Raw genomic sequence first — 19,011 nt, forward strand, 5'->3', positions numbered from 1 at the left:
GTATTTTAGAAATCGTGATTGTTCGGGTAACGGCTGTAGAAATCGTTGTCCCACTTGAAGTGGGTGGCGGAGATGGTGATGGTGATATCGAGTGCTTCGACGAAGTGCCACCAACCGACGGGCAGGAACAGGATTTCGCCTGGCTCCAGCACGCAGTCGATGACCGGCACGTCTGCCATCATCGGAAAGCGCTGCAGATCGATGTTGCGTCCATCGACCGGAGTGAAACAGTGGCGCTGGTTGTACAGCTTAGGCGTATCGCAAGGAGCGATCAGCCGCACGCGCTTGCGCCCCGCGATCTGGATCATGAAGTTATTGGTCAGGTCGTGATGGAACGGCGTGACCGTGCCGGCCGGACCAAACCAGAAAAAGCCCCGCCCTTCCGCGTTCAGATACTCCGGCAGCGGCGGCGCGTCGGCCATCAGCTCCTGCAGCGACTCGCGATTCTGCCCGTCGTTATTGGCGGTCATGTAGAAGTCGTTGGTATGGCCGCTGTCGCGCACCAGCGCCACGTACTCGCCGAAGCGCATGCGGCGCTTGTGCGACTGGCTGTTCATCTCGTAATCGGGATCGGCGCTGCGGCCGAATTGCACCTCCACCGTGCGCTCGCCCAACTGCTCGCCCAGATAATCGAGCGTCCACTTGCTGCGGGCGGCGCAGTCGTCCAGCATGCCGGTGATGATCACCGGCAGATTGCGGCGGTAGTGCTGGTCCAGGAACTCCGCGCCGGACAGGCGCGCCCGTCGCGGAAGTTCGGTTGGCGCCAGCCGGTTCAATTGCGACTGGATGCCGATCACCCAGTCGCGCTTGGCCAGCCGGTTGTGCAAACGCGATACGCCCTTCAGGTAAGGGCTGCGCAGCGCGGCGGCGATCTCCGCGTGCGCATCGCGCGCGCCGATGCCGGACTGGATCAGGATGCCGGCCAGTGTATCCGGCCGGCTGCCGAGGATCAGGTTCTCGGCGATCCAGCTGCGCCATGCATCGCTGACGCCGATGGTTTGGACAACGGCATGGCGCTTCATGGCTTAGCGTCCCTTCCAGACGGCGCTGGTCAGGGCGCCACTGGCGTCGCCGTCCAGCTCCCACGAGAAGGCGCCGCGCAGGCTCTGGTCGCGCATGTACTGCATCTTGGTCGCGATCACGGTCGGATCGTCGTAGCTCCACCATTCGCCGGTGCCGGTGTACAGGAACAGCTGCTTGGTCTGCGGATGGTACCAGCGCGTGCCGGCCTTGTTGACCAGGACCTTGTAGTCGTCGATGCCGGTTTCGTAGGTGCCTGCCGCGCCGCCGGTGGTGGTTTGATACAGGCCGTTGGCGTTCGGGCCGGCGGCCACGCCTTTCCATCCGCGTCCGTAGAACGGCACGCCGAGCAGGATCTTATTGCGCGGCATACCGGCTGCCACCAGCGCCGTCACGGCGTCGTTGGTGTTGTACTTGGCGAGGACGCCGGTGGCCGGATCGGCGGGATCGTGGTACAGCGGCGAGTGGAAGTTGGTGGTGTTTTCCCATGCGCCGTGGAAGTCGTAGCTCATCAGGTTGACCCAGTCCATGTACTGCGCGTACAGGTTGGGTTCCGTCTGGGCGATCTTCTCGCTGCCGGCGCCGATGGCGGCCGTGAGCGCATAACGCTTGCCGTCGATGGCGCCTTGCGCATCCAGCTGCGCGCGGAACTCGGCCATCAGCAGCGTGAAGTTATGCTTGTCGTTGACCGCGTCGACGGTGTTGTACGGCTGGCCGCCGCCGCCCGGATATTCCCAGTCGATGTCGATGCCGTCGAAGACGCCCTTGGCGGAGCCTGGGCCGCCGCGTCCATCCTGCACCGGCAGGTCGCCGGCGATGAACATCTTCACGCAGGACTTGGCCAGCTGCTTGCGCAGCGCGTCGGTCTTGGCCGCGGCCGAGAAGTTCTTCGACCAGGTCCAGCCGCCCAACGAGATGAACACCTTCAGGTTCGGGTGCGCGGCTTTGAGCAGCTTCAGTTGCAGGAAGTTGCCGGTCAGCGGAGCGTCCCAGGCGACGGTCTTGCCGTCGACGGTGCGCACTGGCTGGCGTTGATAGTCGGCGTAGGCGTCGCCGCCGGTGCCGGCTGCCGGCGAGGTCGGCGTGTCGTTGCCCACTTCTGCGCTGGTGACCATGCCGCATTCGTAGCCGCCGTTCTGGGCGTAGGTGTTGCCGAAGGCGTAGTTGATGAAGGTGAGCTGGTCGGCGATGCTGGTCTGCACGCCGTTGACCGGGGTCCTGGTGGTATGGATGTCGGCCACCTCGTAGCCACGGCCGTATACGCCCCACTGCGCGAAGTAAGAGCCGATCTCACGGCCGCCGACCGGCGTCGGCGTAGGCGTGGGCGTGGGCGTAGGCGTGGGCGTAGGCGTCGGAGTTGGTGTTGGAGTAGGCGTTGGCGTTGGCGTCGGGGTTGGAGTTGGTGTCGGTGTCGGCGTTGGAGTGGGCGTCACGGACTGCAGCGCCCATGGTCCCCACTCCTCGGTGCCCGGCACATTATTTTGCGTCCACCACTTGGCCTTGTAAGTCGAGCCGTTGTAGGTCACGCACATGCCGACCGTGTAGATCGCGCTGGACGACCATGCCGGACAATCGGCGGTGGCGTCGGCGGTCTGCACGCCGCCCAGCAATTTCATTTGTGGTGCGGTGGTGGCGGGGCTGTCGCTGCCCCCGCCGCAAGCCGCCAGCATACTGGCGATCAGGCCGAGTACGGCCGCATTTCCCTTGACTGCACGTTCCATGCTATCTCCTCCTTGGGTGGGTAACTCTCTGCTTTTATTATTTTTTCAGGATGGAGCTTAAAAAAGTGGTAGTCAAGTGGTTTTGTTTTATTACATCCAATCAAATACCAGTTACAACCAAGGAAGAGTTATTGCGGAAAGATTCGATGTGGGACTTGAAAGAGAGTGTGAGTGCTTACCAACCAATTCCAGCAGGCAAACCGGCGTGGCTTGCCCCTGACTTTCGAATGTCTTAAATTGAACATTGTGTTAAACGGCGAGTACCAATTTTGCGCGAAAAGCAAGTGGTACTGCCGGCTACATGGCGGAGGCAAGCTCCGGCAGCACGGCGCGCGCGACACCGTCGCGGACCTCGACGATGCGCGGTTGCCGCGCATCGCCAAAACTCATCTTGTAGCAAACCTGCCCGTCCTTGACGGCAGTGGGCAACACCATCAGCAACTGGAAGGCGTTCGGCTCCTCCTCCAGCGACGGGAAAATCGCCGGCAATCCGGCCAGCACCACGGCCTGCAAGGGCTGGCCGCTGTCGATTTCCGTGTGGTGGCCGCGGACGGAAATCCCGGCGCTTTCGCCGTCGCCGAACTCCACCCGCGCGTGGCCCATCACGCTGTCGTTCAAGGCATTCACGACCAGGTTCAAGCGCAAGGTGGGGTTGCCTTCGATGGCGCTGGTGACTTCATACACTGCTGTAAATAATTGACTCATGGTACTTCCTAACGAATAGAGATGAAACATGAGTCAACTGTAGCGGCGAAGCGGAAAGCTTGCCTTCCGAATACCTTCCGGCCTCCAAGTGCTTGATTAGACTGGAAATATTATTTTGGTCAGCGCTTGGGCAGCTGCCAGTCCGGGCGGATGAAATGGCAGGTGTAGCCGGTGGGAATGCGCTCCAGATAGTCCTGATGCTCCGGTTCGGCCTGCCAGAACGGCCCGGCCGGTGTCACTTCGGTGACCACTTTCCCCGGCCACAAGCCGGATGCGTTGACGTCGGCGATGGTGTCCTCGGCCGTCGCCTTCTGTTGCTCGTTGACATAGTAGATTGCGGAGCGATAACTCGTTCCGATGTCGTTGCCCTGCCGGTTGCGGGTGGTCGGATCGTGGATCTGGAAGAAGAATTCCAGGATCTTGCGGTAGCTGATGACGGCCGGATCAAAGATGATTTCCAGCGCCTCGGCATGGGTGCCGTGGTTGCGGTAGGTTGCGTTCGGCACGTCGCCGCCGGTGTAGCCGACACGCGTCGCCAGCACGCCTGGGTATTTGCGCAGCAAGTCCTGCACGCCCCAGAAGCATCCGCCGGCCAGTATGGCTTTTTCAGTTGTTGTCATGTTTCATCCTTGGTGAGTATCTCTGTACAATTTAGCGACATTAGCCGGTTCTTCAAGCCGGCCAAAAGAAGGATTCTGATTGCCTTTGTGATAAGCTCAAGGGCTGCTGTTGATCAACAAACGGAGTCATCCATGCAAATAGAACGACGTTCGCGTCCAGATCGCGTCAAAGCCATCGCCGTCAACGCCGGCCTGGCCCTGCTTGAAACCGCCGGCCGCGAAGCCGCCGCCACTTTCCTCGAAGATGCAGGCGTGCCCCTGCCCGTGATCGCCCGCGTGCTGTCGGAACCGGACAAGCGCCGCGCCGAAGACCTGCGCTAACGCCCGCATGAAGATCAATTCCTTAGCCCTGCCCATTTTACTGCTGGCCGTGACTTCGGGCATGGCGGCCGAACTGCCGCCGGCCTCGCGCGTGGAAATCAACGCCTTGCTCAACCGGCTGGCCAGCTCGGGCTGCCAGTTCAACCGCAACGGCAGCTGGTACACGCCGGTGGACGCGAAGACCCACCTGACGCGCAAGCTCGACTATCTGGTCGAGAAAAAGCAGGTCGAGAGCACAGAACAGTTCATCGACCTGGCGGCCAGTGCCAGCAGCAGCTCGGGGAAGACTTATCTGGTGCGATGCGGCACCCAGCCGGCCGTCGCCAGCGGCGCCTGGCTCAAGGGAGAACTGCAAGCGCTGCGTGCAGGCAAATAGCTAGGGCTTGAGCAGCACGCGACCGAAAGCCGTGTCCGTGCGCTGGCCCGGCTGTTGCGGATCGATCGCGAAACGGCAGCTCTGCAAATAGGCCGCCGCCTGTGCCACCACGTCCGGCGCCTGGCCGTTGGGTTCGGCGACCACGCGCGCCGGCGCGCCATCGGCGCCGACCAGGAAGCGCAGCAGGATGCCGTCGCTGCCGCTTGGCCGGCGGTCGGATTCCTTGAAGCCGTCGAAACGGCCGGAGGGCTGGCAACTGCCGGCCACCAGCTGCGGCCGCACTGCCGGGCCGTCGCTGAACTGCCAGACAAATTGCATCGGGAACGAGGCGCCGCTTCGAGCCTCGTCCAGGTTAGGCTTGAACACGCAGCGGGAAATGCCGCGGATGGCGGCATCGTCGAGGATCTTCCATCCGCTGCCCTGCGACACTTCCGGGCGCACCACCTTGCCGTCCTCCGCGATCTGGAAACGGATCGTCGTCACGCCTTCGATTTCATAACGGCGCGCCTCGTCCGGCCACTGCGGCTGGGCGCAGCTGATCGGTGTGACCAGCGATTGGAACGGCGCCTGGCCTCGCTGCTCCGCGTGGCTCATCAAGTTGAGCACGCCAAGCAGGCCGGCCACGGCGGCGACAGAAAGCAGTTTCTTGTTCATCGCGCGATGATATCAGACGCCGGTCTGCTTACAGGTTCAACTCTCGAGCAGATCGAAGTCGCCCTGGGCATAGCGCGCACCCTAGCGCCTAGCGCGACGCCAGACGCCATCGGCGCAGCACCAGATAGGCGCCGGCCATGCCACCAAGATGGGCGAAATGGGCGACATCCGGCGCGCCATTCGTCACGCCGAGGAACAGCTCAAGCAGGGCGAACAGCGTCACCGCGAGCCACGCCGGCAAGGGTATCGGCGGAATCAGCAGCACGATAATGCGCCTTGGGAAGCACACGCCGAATGCCAGCAACAGGCCGAAGACCCCGCCCGATGCGCCGACGGTCGGATATTGCACATCGCTGATGCTGCTGAACAGCAGCTGGGTGACGGCGGCGGACAGCACACTGGCGAAGTACAAAGTCAGCAGCATGCGCGAGCCAAACTCCTGCTCCAGGCTGCGGCCGAACATCCACAAGCCCAGCATGTTAAAAACCAGGTGCAAGGTGCCGGCATGCAAAAAAGCGTAGCTGACAAGCTGCCAGAGCATGAACCCGTGCCCCAGCGGCCACAGCGCGAGGCCGGCGGTGGCCCGCTCGCCGAACAGCAACTCCAGCACGAAACAGATCACGTTCGTGACGACTAGCAGGCGCGTCGCCGCCCCATTGTTTGGTCTCATAGTCTGGTCCATATGGACATCATGCAGGCAATAGCCCGCATCCACAATCAATTCCGTGTTTTTTTGATTTGAGTCAAGCGCCGCTAGTGCGTCTGTTGAGGTGATGCACTACCTTGTGAATCAAGCAGGCCGAAACGGCTGGCACACCACCAACTCTCCAAGGAACCATCATGCCCGTGATGCAACGTTATCGTACGCAAACCCGCCAACGTGCCCTATGGCTGTCCATGGTCTCGGCACTGCGCGCCGTGACGCAAAAACGCCATAACGCGGGAGCCGCATGATGAAGCAACCAGTCTCCACGGAACATGAAACCGAGCCGGACGACGCCGGCCAGGAACCCTTTCAGGGACTGATGCGTTACGAATACCACACGCAGCTGCGGCAGATTTCGTATTACCTGTCGGGCAGCATCGTACAGGCCAGTTATTACACCGATCTGTTCCACACCCTGCGCACCGCCAGCGAGAACGACCTGGTGTTCCTGCACTTGAACACCTCCGGCGGCGACTTCGACACCGGGCTGCAAATCATCAACAACATGCAATCGTCGAACGCACACGTGGTCACCGTGCTGGAAGCGCGGGCCTACTCGATGGGCGCGTTCATCTTCCTGGCCGGCGACGAACTGGTGGTGCATGACAATTGCCAGCTGCTGTTCCACATCTATTCCGGCGTGTTCACCGGCAAGGGCAACGAACAGCAAGCCGAATCGCTGGCGCTCAGCAACTGGTTCGAGAAATTCATGTCGCGCACCTGCCAGCCGTTCCTGTCCACCGGCGAAATCAAGAGCATCCTGAAAGGCTCCGACCTGTGGATGGACTCGGATGAAATCCGGCGCCGCATGGCCCGCCTGCAGCGCGAGCAGGACAAGCAGGCCGCACCGCGCAAGGCCAAGGTAGCCATCGCCGGCGGCGCCAAACATTAGTCGTACATCTGATTTATGTGATCTGCAGTACAGTGTAACCAGCCCCTCCCCACTCGCTCACGCTACGGAAAGAACATCATGTTCAAGCACATCTTACTGCCGACCGACGGCTCGGATATTTCCTCCGCCATCATCCAAAAGACCATCGCCTTCGCCAAGGAGAGCGGCGCCACGGTCACCGCCGTGCACGTGATCGCGCCCTTCCACGTACTGACGGCGCACGCCGACATGCTGGAAGCCACCCGCGAAGAATATCTGCGCGACAGCCAGGCGCATGCGCAGCGCTACCTCAACGACATCGAAACCGCCGCGCGCGAAATAGGCGTGCAGTGCAAGACCGTCATCTGCACCGACGACCAGCCGTACGAGCAGATCATCGAAACCGCGCGCCTGCACGGATGCGACTTGATCTGCATGGCCTCGCACGGACGGCGCGGCATGAAAGGCATGTTGCTGGGCAGCGAAACGCAGAAGGTGCTGACCCACAGCCAGATCCCGGTGCTGGTGTTCCGCTGACATCATGAGCGGTGCGCATAGGCCGGACGGGAAAATGCTGGCCATGCTGCTGGATCGGCCAGGGGAAGTGCTGCGTGCCGCGCACATAGCGATCCCCGCGCCTGCGCCGCAACAACTGCTGCTGCGCGTGAGCGCATGCGGCGTATGCCGTACCGATCTGCATATCGTCGACGGGGAATTGGCGCCGCACAAGGCGCCGCTGATTCCCGGCCATGAAGTGGTCGGATACGTAGAGCGTTGCGGCTCCGAAGTACAAGGTTACGCGCCCGGCGACCGTGTGGGCGTCGCCTGGCTGGGCGGCAGCTGCGGCCATTGCCCTTACTGCGCCAGGCAGACGGAAAACCTGTGTGAGCAAGCCCTCTTCACAGGCTATGACCTGAACGGCGGCTACGCCGAATACATGGTGGCCGACGCGCGCTATGTCTTCCGCCTTCCGGATTCTTATGACGACGTGCACGCCGCGCCGCTGCTGTGCGCCGGCCTGATCGGCTACCGCGCCTACGCGATGGCGGGCCAGGCCCAGCGCATCGGCCTGTACGGTTTCGGCGCGGCCGCCCACATCCTGTGCCAGATCGCCCGCCATCAAGGGCGCGACGTGTACGCGTTCACCCGACCCGGCGACACGCGCGCGCAAAACTTCGCCCGCACACTGGGCGCGATCTGGGCCGGCGACAGCGACCAGGCCGCGCTAGTTCCGCTGGACGCCGCGATCCTGTTCGCGCCGGACGGCGCTTTGGTGCCGAAAGCGCTGGCGGCAATCCGCGCCGGCGGCAGCGTGATTTGCGCCGGCATCCACATGAGCGAAATACCGGCGTTTCCCTACTCCCTGCTGTGGAAAGAGCGGACGCTGCGCTCAGTAGCCAACCTCACGCGCGCCGATGGCGAAGCCTTCTTCCGCCTGGCAGCCGATTGTCCGCTGCAAACGCACACAACGGTGTTTCAGCTGGCAGAGGCCAATGCAGCGCTGGCAGCTCTGCGCGCTGGCAACTTGGACGGTGCCGCCGTATTGACGCCCTGATCATCGTCCGAATTAAGACGGACACATCAATTCATACGATTTATACCGTTTTATCGTGGCCTTCATGCGGAGAGCAAATCGATATATGCCTGATAGCCGAAGCTCCGGTTTTTACGCTGGCCTGTCATCTCGCGCACGATGCCCAGGTCGGCGAGGGCCTTGACCGCCGCGTTGGCGGTCGGATAGGTTGTCGTCAGACGCTGCTTCACCTGCTCAACGGTAAAACGCGGCATCATGGGAAGCGATTCAAAGAGGCGGTAGGCAATGGCGCCGGCCTTGGGTGATTCCAGCAACCGGCGACGGTCATTGGCAATCAGCGTCGCCAGATTCACGATCGTGCGCTCCGCCTGCGCCGCCGCCGCCGCGACTCCATCGAGGAAGAAGGTGATCCACGCTTCCCAGTCGCCATCGGTGCGTGTGCTTGAAAGCAAGCGGTAATACTCTGCTTGATGCTGCTTGAGGTGGCCACTGATGTATAGCAGGGGTGCTTGCATCAATGACCAGTGTTCCAGCAGAGCAGAAATCAGCAGGCGGCCCATCCTACCGTTACCGTCGAGGAAAGGATGGATGGTTTCGAATTGCGCGTGCGCCAGCGCGACTTTGACGAGGGGCGGCAGTTCGCCGTGTTCGCCATGGATGAAACGCTCGAGATCGGCCAACAGGTCCGCCACACGCTCGGGCGGCGGCGGAACAAAGACGGCATTCCCGGGTCGCGTGCCGCCGATCCAGTTTTGAGACCGGCGCAACTCTCCAGGCTGTTTGCCCGCGCCGCGCACGCCGTCGAGCAGCAACCGATGGGCCTCGCAAATCAGGCGTACACTGATAGGAAGGCCGCCGTCTGCCTGCAAGTTCTCGCGCACAAAGCGGAATGCGCGCAGGTAATTGGTAACTTCCTCCACGTCATCGGCGTTGTCCACCTCAATCCCGGCCTCGTTCTCGAACAGGTCGTCGAGCGTCGCCTGCGTTCCCTCAATCTGCGAGGTGAGCAGTGCCTCCTTGCGCACGGCGGCGTACAGGAGCCAGTCTTCAGAGGGCACCAAGCCCGAAACGCCGTTGAGCCTGGCCAGCGCCAGTTCGGCTGCACGATTGGCGGCTGCGTACGACTCAGGCGCCACCGGTGGCGCGGCCGGGGGCAAGGGGTTGGGCACGAAAGCGCGCACACTTTCGCCTAGAGTTGTCGTCGTAACAATCAATCCGGCAGATCTCGGCATTTTAAAGATTCCTTTAATATGAGAATGAATATTAAAGCATTCTTTAATTTGATGCTGGGTATACAAGCGATCTTTCACCGCCGTCGCTCCGGCTGAGAGGGGAAATACGACTGAAATCATCGACGAAATCCCCATCGAAAACGGCAGCGCGCCCTACGGGAACCTCGACCTCCCTTACGCCGACGAGGTGTTAGTGAAGACGGGACTCGCGCACGAGATCGGCCGGCCATCAAGAGTCGCCGTCTGACGCAACAACGCGCGACCGGAATCCTCGGCACGCAACAACCCAGACTCTCCGATCTGATCCGCGGTAAGTTCCGCAGCATCAGCCAAACCCAGGGCGCATCGAATGACCATCAATTCGTCATTCCCACGCGGGCAGGAGTCCCTGCTGCGCCTCTGGTCATGCGGCGCAGGGATTCCCGCCTGCGCGGGAACGACGGTATTTCGAGGTGCCCTATAGTGTTTTGGCGCGCTTGCCGGAATCGAATACTCTATGAAAAAAGGCCTGCGGGGCCCGATTTGTCCCTCGGTGGTCCCTCAAGCGGGCTCATGTTCGCCAGTACGGTTCCAATTTTGCATTGGGTTCATTGGTCAGAGCCAATTTTTCGCCATTCCCATGTTAGACCAATGCAGTATCCAAACGTTTAATCGCTAATCCCCGCCTGTATGAGCGTGACATTTTGCGCATCTTTCATATATGCAAGATGGTATCCTACGAAAATGGCGCCGCTGCAATGAGCGGCCGCTCATTTGTAGATACGGTGCATCACCTTGAAGGGCAAGGGAAGGTGCTGCCGTATCGCATTCCTGACAAAGTGAACCTCCCTTGTTTTGTTACCGCAGATGACGCGGGTAATTTTATAAAATGAAACAGAAACTATACCGTGCTGTCGTCACACTCTTGCTTTGCTCTCCTCCGCAGCAAGGTTATTGCGGCTCCGAAATACTTCCAATGACTAAGGCCAGTTCGCGCGCGGATCCAATCGTCATTACACCAGCCACAAGCAATTTTCTTCAAGCGTTCTGCTATATCAGCACTAAAAAGGCGATCGAAAAAAAAGGCCTCGAACTTTACCCGTCGCCTAGCGGTGAACGCATGTATGGCGAGCTGAAAATGAAGATTGCAATAACCCCCGACGGTGAGATTGATGGACTGACGATCCTGGAGACGTCGGGAAATGTAGAGTTAGATCAGACCGCTGAGCACCTAGTCTCAGTAAGTGCGCCGTTCAAGGGATGCAAAGTTCGCGATCCTTCAATGAATGTTTCAGCTTGGGAGATTACCTACCGATTCAATTTTGAAAAAGAAGGCCACTTTCTGGTCAATAGCGGTGAATCCTTGAATTCCACCACCTTTGTACGCCTAGTGGATGTCACTCACTTCATTTCGAACTACAAGCAAATGGCCGCAGTTTCAGCAAAAGCCTTTGCCGCCCGCGGCGAAGGAAGCAACCGAGAGTATGCGAGACATATGGAAGAGGTGGCATCGTCTGACCTGAGCGATATAAGACTTTGCGTTAGCCAAGCGTATATGTCCACGTCGCTCTCGCAGACAGATGCCAATGAACTGGTTCAGATATTTCAAACGCCCATTGGAATTAGAGCTCTTGAGCTATCTCAGCAGATGTTGATCGAGGATATTCAGCGAGGTTCACACAAACCTCTTGATATGCAACTGCTTAAAGAGTCCGAGCGCAAAGAACTTGCTCAATTATCGTTGCGACCAGTGTTCGTTCGTTACAGCCAAACTGTCGCAGAACCAAACTTCCAAGCCGCTGTTAGAACATGTGCGCTAACTTCGAAGACTTTAAGGGAAAGGAGCGCCCAATAGTTTTTTGGCACCATCTACTACCGTGTTGATTTACTGAGATGAGCTCATTCGCCAACACGTCAAAGGCACAAGTGCAAAATCCGGTAGCCTGTCGGAATCGAACTTTGCATACGGCCTTTAGGTACATTTCGCATTGCAAATTGGCATAAAAAAGTACCGACAAAAGCACCGACAAAATGTGAAATGGAAATAGTTCGATTCCACAATTTACCCCAATCTATGCTCCCCCTATGCCAGCGTCAGCGTGAGCACTTGACTGTCTTCGCAGCAAATATCGATCAGCCGCCCCAATTGGTCGAACAACAGTATATGGCCGTCATCGAGATTTACGCGCGCCGACTCGCACTCCGCCAACAACAAATGGGCAAGGATTTTTCCCGTTCTACCATCGGCTACGAGGCAGTCCAGCGTATCGCCGTCCTCTGGATAGCTCTGCACCAGCAGAAAGCCTGAGGCTTGTGCGACCTCCGGCGAGGAGGCAATCACCTCCAACGCGAGCGTAAATGGCACAGAGGCGCCGCCGTTATAGACCTGCAGCGATGGAGACGCCACATCGCCGCGCTTACGGATCACAGTCGGTGCGTCGCGCGAACTGTGAGGCAGCAGAGCCAATACTGCGTAGTCCGGATGCGGGAAGCTGTCGCGTTGCATCAGCCGTCGAGCAGGCAGTTGATAGCGCCATTGCTGGATGTCCTCCGCAGTCGACAGCAACAAGGTTTGCGTCCCATGCTCTTCAAGGAAAGCGACCACCCGGCCCGGCAAGTCGGCCACTTGCCAGCTCACCGCCAACTGGTCTTTGCTGGTATCGATAGCGACCAGCCGGTTGTCGATCACCGCATTCCAGACCAAGCCATCATATTGCTCGGCCCAGAAGCGCAGCGGCTGGATAATCCAGTCCGACACTTTGCGAGCAATCAGATCGATGCGGCTGACGCGCCACATGCTGTCGCGCTGTACCAGTGCCAGCGCGCGCTGTCCGCCGGTCGCCATCACCAGCCGCGTCGCCGGCACGGGGAACTGCGCTAGTTGTCGGCCATGCCGGTCGATGCGGATCACGCCGCCCTCGCCGAGCGCCAGCAGATAGTGTCCGTCCGGCAGGCGACGCGCATCGTGTATCGTCAACAGGCCGCGCTCGGCGAGATGCACCTGAAGCAGATCGGTACGTCCGGTCAGCCCCGAAGGCGGTGTCTTGGTGGAGATGGCCAGCGACGGCAGGTCGGCCTGCAAGACCTCACCATCGGACAGCGACAGCAGCTTGGTCAGCGATTTCTTGTCGAACCTGTTGCGCTCCGCCATACGATCGGCCAGCAGCGGACGCATCAATTCGGCAGCCACGCGCTTGGTGGCCTGCGAATGCTGCGACAGCATCAGCAATTCCGTACCCAGGCGCATTCGCTGCTGAGCACCCGATTCACTGTCGTCGTCAAGTAATTGCATCACGACTGCTTCACTCTCAGCCAGACTGCCCGGCAGCAGCGCCAGCTTTTTGAGTAGTGCCCGCAGACCCAACGTGCCGCCGGCGCGCTCGCCTTCCAGCAGCCATGCCAGCGCCCTGCCATGCTGTTCCGGCAATGGCCAGATGGCCTCCGCCGCTTCGGTTAGCTGGCCACGCAACGCCAGATCCTCCGCCCACAACAACCGCATCGCCGGCGCTTGCGGGCTTTGGCGTCGCTCCAGCAGTTGAACCGCTGCGGCAAACGCCTGGCCGAGCCGCGCCAGTTGCACCGCCCGTTCGACATTGCCCGCCATGCACCACAATCGCACGGCGATTTCCGGCGCCAGCTCCATTGTTTCCGCCAGTTGGGCGGCTTGCTTGACGCGGCCTTTTTTCTCCAGATAGTCGACCGCCTCACCACCGCACTTGAGCAGTTCCGCCAGCACGAAAGTGGCTTCGTCGATCTTGCCTTCGCGGTCAAGTCGCTCGAATGTGCGGCGGTAGGTGGTGCGTAAATACTGCTCTAGCTCGCTACCAAGACTGATCGCTGTGCGCGTTTGGCTCGGGCCGGAAATCTCCAGGCTAGCGCGCGGGCGTGGGGTACCGAAGGCTGGGCGATTTGCCTGTGACAGCGCGTCAAGGGGGATCGCATGGCGTAGCGCCTCACGCGTGTCGCCTTTTTCAAGCAGGTTCATCATCTTGCGCAGATAGGCGGCCTGACGCCAGCCGATGACCTTGGAGGCGCGCGTAAAAATCGCCAGTCGGGTCATCAACGCTGCCAGACGTTGCTCCAGCGCCGACGGTGACCTCCTTGTGCGAGAACTGGCCGGTTGCGCGGAAACCGGCCGCGCGCCGCGACCAAACAACCTTATCAAACCCAGCGGCACCGCGCCCATCAAGACTGCGGCCATGCCCACCACGGCCAGTGCGATACCAACGCCGCGCAGCGCGGCCTTTCCGCCATGCTGGACCTTGTCGACCTGTCTAAGAAAATCGTCGCGCTTGTCGCTTGGCGGCGGAATAGATCCCGAGAAAATTTCACGTACAGGTGTCGTTTCCAGCAGGCCCGCGTCAGCGGTAACAGAAGCGACGGCGCGCGGCGGTCGCAACGGCACATGCAGCGGAATTGCGCGCAGATCAAGCCAGGCGGCGGGATCAATGCGCGGCGACGCTACAAGGCTGATCAGCTGCGCCTGCGCCGCACGTACCAGCCAGATGCTGGAAGGCGGAGTTGCCGCCCGTTCGTCCGCCGCCAGCGGTGCACTACCCAGGATCCCCGCCTGTTCGCACAGCGGCAGGCCATCTAGCGTGGCACAGTAGCCGTAACGCGGCGCCGCCAGCATCAGCAAGAAGCCGTCCTGCACCAGATGTAGCCGCGCGCCGGGTGCCCAGTGACCCAACACGCGCCGGCGCGCCTCAGCCTCGCCGATCAGCGCTAAATCGAACCACAGCGCATGCACCATCTGCATGCCGTCGTAGAGAGGGCGACGTACGTTATTCGTCATCACCGCCCCGATCGCAGGAAATTTGCAACAGAGGTTGTTCCTCATCGATATTCCGCACGACGACGGTACTGGTTTTGGCGGTGATCCAGGAGATGCGGGCACTGCCAGGATCCATGCTAGCCTGCTGTATCGGTTCCGGCGAGACAGCCAGTTCGGAGCGCAACTGGCCAACGCGCAATTCGATGCGGCGACGTCCCGGATGCAGTACTACCAACCCGGGTTTGAGATGCTTCTGGCTGATTGCGACGCCGAGCACGGTCGCGCCGTCGTCGATCTCCATCGACTCACCCTTGTTGTAGCTACCCACCCACCATTGGGTCGCGCCGGTTTTTATCGCCAGCAAACTGCCACCATGGCCAGCGGGTGTGCCTTTGAGCACGCCAAACAATAGCAGGCTGCCTTTTTGCTCGATCCGCATCATCTTGTTTGGCGACGAATTCTGACTTTGCCAGTTGTAAAACTGAACGCCGTCGCCATCGGCACAGCCGATAAACAGTGCGTCATTAAGCTGATAGACGCCGATCACGTTATCCAGTACGTGGTGGAAGGAAATCGTGGGCGTTCCCGTATGCGGCACTGGAGGGCTGGCTTGCCAGCAAACCAGTCGCCTTTTGGTATCGAGTACGACGACGTGTTCGTATCGCTTGACCTGGTGACGTGACAGCAGATAGAACGCCTGCAACCAACGCGCCATACCAGGTGGTGCATAAAAGTCTTCCAGCGGCGGTCGGTCACAAACGATCTTTTTACTTGAAAACAACGGGCCAGGAAAACCATAAAAACCAAGCGTTCCACCACCCGTGGTGATGTACGACAGACTGGGTTTGAATACGCCTGCGGCAAGGATGGCACCATGCGTCGGCACGGACAGGATGCGGAACTTGCCAGGCTTGACACGCGCCGACTGCGGCACGTGATAGACGATCGCAGCGCCGTTAAGTTGCGGCACACAGACCAAGTTGCCGCCACTGGAAAAGCGAGGTGCTTGCGCGCGTGACGGCCGGCTATTCGAATGATGGATAACGCCCGGCGGCACGCTTGGCTCAAACGGCTTTCTCAGCAGGCGCACTCCAGTCGGAGCGTCGGGCAATTCCAGTTGCAATGTGCGGCGGTCGCGCCTCTGCTGCAAGCTGACGTTGAGATGATTGCCGCTCAGAGCGCGGCGAATGGCGACTCGATCACGGCCCTGCTTGGGCCCGTCACCGGCGACTCCGATCAGCCAGCAGTCGGCCAGATCACCTCCGAGCATGGCTTCCCACTGCTGGCTCGCGTCAGCGGATGCCGCTTGCAGGGTGCGCGATTTGATCAGCCTGCGCAGGCCGTCCAGTCCGGCGTCCTCGTACAGCACACCCGGCCGATGCCAGATTCCCCAGCTGAATTGAGCGCCTGCTTGCTGAGCGCGGCGTGCAAGCAGGATGAAAAGCGCCAGATGCGCGAGACGCGGCTCGCCCAACTGGGTCGGGCCGGCGTCGAATAGCGCGACGCTACGCAAAGAACGTTGGTGCACCGCAGGCTCCGGGCCATTGAACAGCAACTCGCCGCTACCGGCGCGGCGCAAAAACTCGTCCGGCTCGGCGTCGGCATAAACCCACTCTGTCATCAGCAGGCGCTCGTATTGGCCGCGCCGGACGATGTTGCCGATGCCAGCGGGATCGGCGCCGCGCGCCAATGTAGCAGTGCTAAGTTTGCCGACCAAAGGATGCAAGCGCAGCAGCAGAGCGCCGACAGCGGGCGCCAAATCAGGGGGGAACAAGTTGAGCCAGTGGCCCCAAGGCTCCAGTGCTGCCGGCAACGCTGTCATGTCAGCTCCTGGGCCAGCCAGTCCAGCAAGGCTGGCGTCAGCGCTTGTGCGCCGGCCAGCGGCAGCAACTGCTCCGGCGCGTGCCACAGTATTACAGGACTGGTGCCGGCACGCTCAATCAGATTTGCTTGTACCAGGTCTGCCGGCAGCGCAGGCACCAGATGCGTCGGAGTCCACAAATTGCGCGCGTCCGGATCCGGGGCACAGTAGCGCGCACCGTCGATCCACGGCAGCGTTTCGTTAGCGCCAAGCAGCACGACAAGGTCGCGCGTAGCTACCACTGACAGCGCCGACAGCTGTTTAGGCTCGCATTGGCGCAGCAGCGACAATAACGCGGAAACCAGCGATCCCGACGCCACCAATCCAGCTGGCGTCAGCGCGACAGGGCGCGTTTGCCAAGCCATCATCGGCATCAGCGTTCGCTCGCTGCGGCGATCAGGCGCTGACGACGTTCGCCCAGTTGATCCGGCATCTGCGTCGCATCGAAGTTGGCGTCAATTTCGCGCAGCAATGCTTCGATCCGCGACCGGGCGCCGTCGCCGCCGACGTCGGCCAGCAGCAGGTCGGCGCTCTCGGCAAGCCGTGCCACCCGCGCCATGGGCTGCTGTGCGACCTGCTCGACCACCGCGTGCAGCAAAGGATGGCTGGCTTCGGCCAGCAGCTCACGCAGGGTTTCGCGCGCGCTGAGTTGACCAGCGGCGGTTGGGATAACGTACAACAGCGGCCATAAGTCGGCACGAGTGGCCGCCTCACGCCCGGCCAGAACAGCCGCCGCCGCGATAAGCTGCTGCGCCTTGACAATGCGACGGTCCGATAATTGCACATGGGCCTGCCGCAGCAGACGGATCGCCTGTGCCAGCGCCAACCGCACGCCCTCCATGTCGACGTGTGGCACGGCCCGGTTCAACACATCAAGGCTGGCCAAGTCGGCCATGGTCGTCACGTCGCGCTGGCCGACCGCCCAGCCGCCGGCCAGCAGCTCTTCCAGGCGATTATCAGGAACTGGCTCGACAAACACGTGAAGCAGGAAACGGTCGGCGAACGCTGCCAGGCCTTCGTCCTCGGGCAGAGCATTTGCAGCGCCAACGCAGACCCGCAGAGGGCAATGGATACGCGTGTGGCCGCGCCGAAACTGGCGTTCGTTCAGCAGTCCCAGCAAAGTATTGAGGATGGCGGTCGAACCGAGGAAAACCTCATCGAGGAAAGCTATTTCCGCCTCCGGCAGCATGCCGGCAATATCGGTTTCCACTTGGCCTTCGCGGAGTTTGCTCAGGTTGACAGGGCCGAACAACTCAGATGGCTCAGTGAAACGGCCCAGCAGATACTCGAAATATTGCCCACCGAGACTATGCGCTACACGCCGCACCACCGCGCTCTTCGCAGTGCCGGGCGGCCCGATCACCAGCAAATGCTCCTTCGCCACGGCCGCAAGTATCATCAGTTCAGCCAATTGCTCGCGATCGACCAGACCAGTCGTGGCCTCATGGATGGCGGAACACAAACGCTGGGCGGCTTGATTCACAGGCAATGTCATAGGTGCTCTAGTCAATGTTAAAGAATGGTTTAACATATTAACAAGAAATAATCGTAGTGTCTTGTGGAAACTCTTTTTGCAAAACTTGAGCCAAAACTAACGACCGCCGTTTGCGCAAAAATTTAATCTAATTTCGTAGTATTTTATGGCCGCCTCTGCGCGGCTGGAACCTGCTACGGGTCAAGCCGAGCGACGACACCATCTATACAATGTGACCTGCGGGCAACAGTGACTGGCTCAGGTAAATTATTTTTTTGCCATCAACGGTATTTACATCTAATATGAATCATCAAGGGTTTTAAATGACTCGCCGAAATAAGCTGAAATTATAGATAGCTCGGCGAAAAACAAACAATCTCTCGGCGGTCATCCGACATGCAAAATTCATGGGATTTTTCGGTGTACGACCCGAATTGCCCTCGCATCGCCCCAGACACGTCTACGCCTGCAAGGCTCGCCGCCGTCGGATTTGAAACCACCGTTCGGCACAATCCGAACGAAACGGGTGCATTCTTCCAACCCGATGGCTCGCTCGTATTTCGTAAGACGGGAACACCCACCAACATTCTGTTCCAGCCACATGAGCTGAGCGGCGTGAACAAAACCCTCTTCACCCACAACCATCCGAGTGGGAATCCGTTCTCGGCAAATGACGTACAACATGCAGTCGAGTTGGAGCTCATTGAATTGCGCGCCGTCGCACCGCGTTGGCGCTATATCATGCGACCAGGGGCCAATTGGCCGACTTGGCAGGCTGTCGAAAAATCCATTCAAGCTGAAGCCTCGCGTGCAGTAGACGAAATAACTGCTATGGTCAAAGCAAATCAGCTTCAAAATCGGTACGTCCAAATTGAACTGCATCATCATCTCTGGATCCGAGTTTCCAAGAGCCTCAACTTTCATTACCACCGAGAGGCATCCTAAATGAGCGCACAAGCATTTATTCCATCGGTAGCGGAATTGTTGGCCAAGATACTACCGCCACCAGGCTGTGAAGGCATGGTGGTAGTGCAGAGGAAGAGCATCCTTGTGTGGATGCGACGCGAAGACATGCAACCAGGTGATTCTATATGCCTATATGATGGCGACTGCCGAGAGGTATTCAAGCTGGATGATCCGCGCCTCAAGACGTTGATGAAGTA

18 protein-coding genes are annotated in these 19,011 nt (G+C 60.1%); 7 read left to right on the forward strand and 11 right to left on the reverse strand.

The annotated features are described in order from the left end of the window. Positions 1 to 5: 5 nt before the first annotated feature. The 4 genes from AC07WS_RS08170 to msrA all read right to left on the reverse strand — a co-directional run bounded on the left by AC07WS_RS08170 (position 6) and on the right by msrA (position 4,066). Entirely contained in the window at positions 6 to 1,022 is a 1,017-nt protein-coding gene (locus AC07WS_RS08170; RefSeq protein WP_494728558.1) for a cupin-like domain-containing protein, read from the reverse strand. 3 nt (positions 1,023 to 1,025) lie between these two features. After that, complete coding sequence (locus AC07WS_RS08175) at positions 1,026 to 2,741, reverse strand: glycosyl hydrolase family 18 protein (RefSeq protein WP_494728559.1); 1,716 nt, start codon at positions 2,739 to 2,741, stop codon at positions 1,026 to 1,028. A 297-nt stretch (positions 2,742 to 3,038) separates the two neighbouring features. Continuing rightward, positions 3,039 to 3,446, reverse strand: a complete 408-nt coding sequence (locus AC07WS_RS08180) for a DUF1842 domain-containing protein (RefSeq protein WP_494728560.1) — start codon at positions 3,444 to 3,446, stop codon at positions 3,039 to 3,041. Between the two features lie 119 nt (positions 3,447 to 3,565). Beyond that, positions 3,566 to 4,066 carry a peptide-methionine (S)-S-oxide reductase MsrA gene (gene msrA, locus AC07WS_RS08185; RefSeq protein ID WP_494728561.1) on the reverse strand — a complete coding sequence of 167 codons (501 nt, stop codon included), beginning with the start codon at positions 4,064 to 4,066 and terminating at the stop codon, positions 3,566 to 3,568. 132 nt (positions 4,067 to 4,198) lie between these two features. On the opposite strand from msrA, the gene AC07WS_RS08190 reads away from it, so the two are divergent. Further along, positions 4,199 to 4,387: a hypothetical protein gene (locus AC07WS_RS08190; RefSeq protein WP_117011873.1), complete on the forward strand. Its 189-nt coding sequence runs from the start codon at positions 4,199 to 4,201 to the stop codon at positions 4,385 to 4,387. 7 nt (positions 4,388 to 4,394) lie between these two features. Then, entirely contained in the window at positions 4,395 to 4,763 is a 369-nt protein-coding gene (locus AC07WS_RS08195; RefSeq protein ID WP_494728562.1) for a DUF5329 family protein, read from the forward strand. Here AC07WS_RS08195 and AC07WS_RS08200 read toward each other — a convergent pair whose 3' ends face one another. Next, positions 4,764 to 5,417: an energy transducer TonB gene (locus AC07WS_RS08200; RefSeq protein WP_494728563.1), complete on the reverse strand. Its 654-nt coding sequence runs from the start codon at positions 5,415 to 5,417 to the stop codon at positions 4,764 to 4,766. Positions 5,418 to 5,505: 88 nt separating this feature from the next. Beyond that, positions 5,506 to 6,099 (reverse strand): rhomboid family intramembrane serine protease, encoded by a 594-nt coding sequence (locus AC07WS_RS08205; RefSeq protein ID WP_494728564.1) that lies wholly within the window; start codon positions 6,097 to 6,099, stop codon positions 5,506 to 5,508. A gap of 268 nt (positions 6,100 to 6,367) precedes the next feature. Between AC07WS_RS08205 and AC07WS_RS08210 the strand changes: the two genes are divergently transcribed. The 3 genes from AC07WS_RS08210 to AC07WS_RS08220 all read left to right on the forward strand — a co-directional run bounded on the left by AC07WS_RS08210 (position 6,368) and on the right by AC07WS_RS08220 (position 8,549). After that, positions 6,368 to 7,015 (forward strand): Clp protease ClpP, encoded by a 648-nt coding sequence (locus tag AC07WS_RS08210; protein ID WP_494728565.1) that lies wholly within the window; start codon positions 6,368 to 6,370, stop codon positions 7,013 to 7,015. Positions 7,016 to 7,093: 78 nt separating this feature from the next. Further along, positions 7,094 to 7,531, forward strand: coding sequence for a universal stress protein (locus AC07WS_RS08215; protein WP_494728566.1), 438 nt, complete (start codon positions 7,094 to 7,096; stop codon positions 7,529 to 7,531). A 34-nt stretch (positions 7,532 to 7,565) separates the two neighbouring features. Continuing rightward, entirely contained in the window at positions 7,566 to 8,549 is a 984-nt protein-coding gene (locus AC07WS_RS08220; protein ID WP_494728567.1) for a zinc-dependent alcohol dehydrogenase family protein, read from the forward strand. 62 nt (positions 8,550 to 8,611) lie between these two features. Here AC07WS_RS08220 and AC07WS_RS08225 read toward each other — a convergent pair whose 3' ends face one another. Further along, a complete protein-coding gene (locus AC07WS_RS08225; RefSeq protein ID WP_494728568.1) occupies positions 8,612 to 9,880 on the reverse strand; it encodes a Fic family protein in 1,269 nt (422 codons plus the stop codon). An 835-nt stretch (positions 9,881 to 10,715) separates the two neighbouring features. Between AC07WS_RS08225 and AC07WS_RS08230 the strand changes: the two genes are divergently transcribed. Continuing rightward, entirely contained in the window at positions 10,716 to 11,594 is an 879-nt protein-coding gene (locus AC07WS_RS08230) for an energy transducer TonB family protein (protein ID WP_494728569.1), read from the forward strand. Between the two features lie 228 nt (positions 11,595 to 11,822). Here the strand turns inward: AC07WS_RS08230 and AC07WS_RS08235 are convergent, their stop codons facing one another. Genes AC07WS_RS08235 through AC07WS_RS08250 form a run of 4 tightly spaced genes read right to left on the reverse strand, consistent with a single transcriptional unit; the run spans position 11,823 to position 17,869 of the window. Continuing rightward, entirely contained in the window at positions 11,823 to 14,534 is a 2,712-nt protein-coding gene (locus tag AC07WS_RS08235) for a bpX6 domain-containing protein (RefSeq protein WP_494728570.1), read from the reverse strand. Next, positions 14,524 to 16,335 carry a hypothetical protein gene (locus tag AC07WS_RS08240; RefSeq protein WP_494728571.1) on the reverse strand — a complete coding sequence of 604 codons (1,812 nt, stop codon included), beginning with the start codon at positions 16,333 to 16,335 and terminating at the stop codon, positions 14,524 to 14,526. The genes AC07WS_RS08235 and AC07WS_RS08240 overlap by 11 nt, the downstream gene beginning before the upstream one ends. Further along, a complete protein-coding gene (locus AC07WS_RS08245) occupies positions 16,332 to 16,748 on the reverse strand; it encodes a bpX5 domain-containing protein (protein ID WP_494728572.1) in 417 nt (138 codons plus the stop codon). The genes AC07WS_RS08240 and AC07WS_RS08245 overlap by 4 nt, the downstream gene beginning before the upstream one ends. Next, complete coding sequence (locus tag AC07WS_RS08250; RefSeq protein ID WP_494728573.1) at positions 16,748 to 17,869, reverse strand: AAA family ATPase; 1,122 nt, start codon at positions 17,867 to 17,869, stop codon at positions 16,748 to 16,750. Before AC07WS_RS08250 ends, AC07WS_RS08245 begins: the two co-directional genes overlap by 1 nt. A gap of 375 nt (positions 17,870 to 18,244) precedes the next feature. Between AC07WS_RS08250 and AC07WS_RS08255 the strand changes: the two genes are divergently transcribed. Next, the gene (locus AC07WS_RS08255) at positions 18,245 to 18,793 is read left to right on the forward strand and encodes a hypothetical protein (protein WP_494728574.1); all 549 of its coding nucleotides are present in this window, start codon (positions 18,245 to 18,247) and stop codon (positions 18,791 to 18,793) included. Positions 18,794 to 19,011: the final 218 nt, after the last annotated feature.

This window comes from Duganella sp. GW821-FHT01E12 (assembly GCF_059422325.1).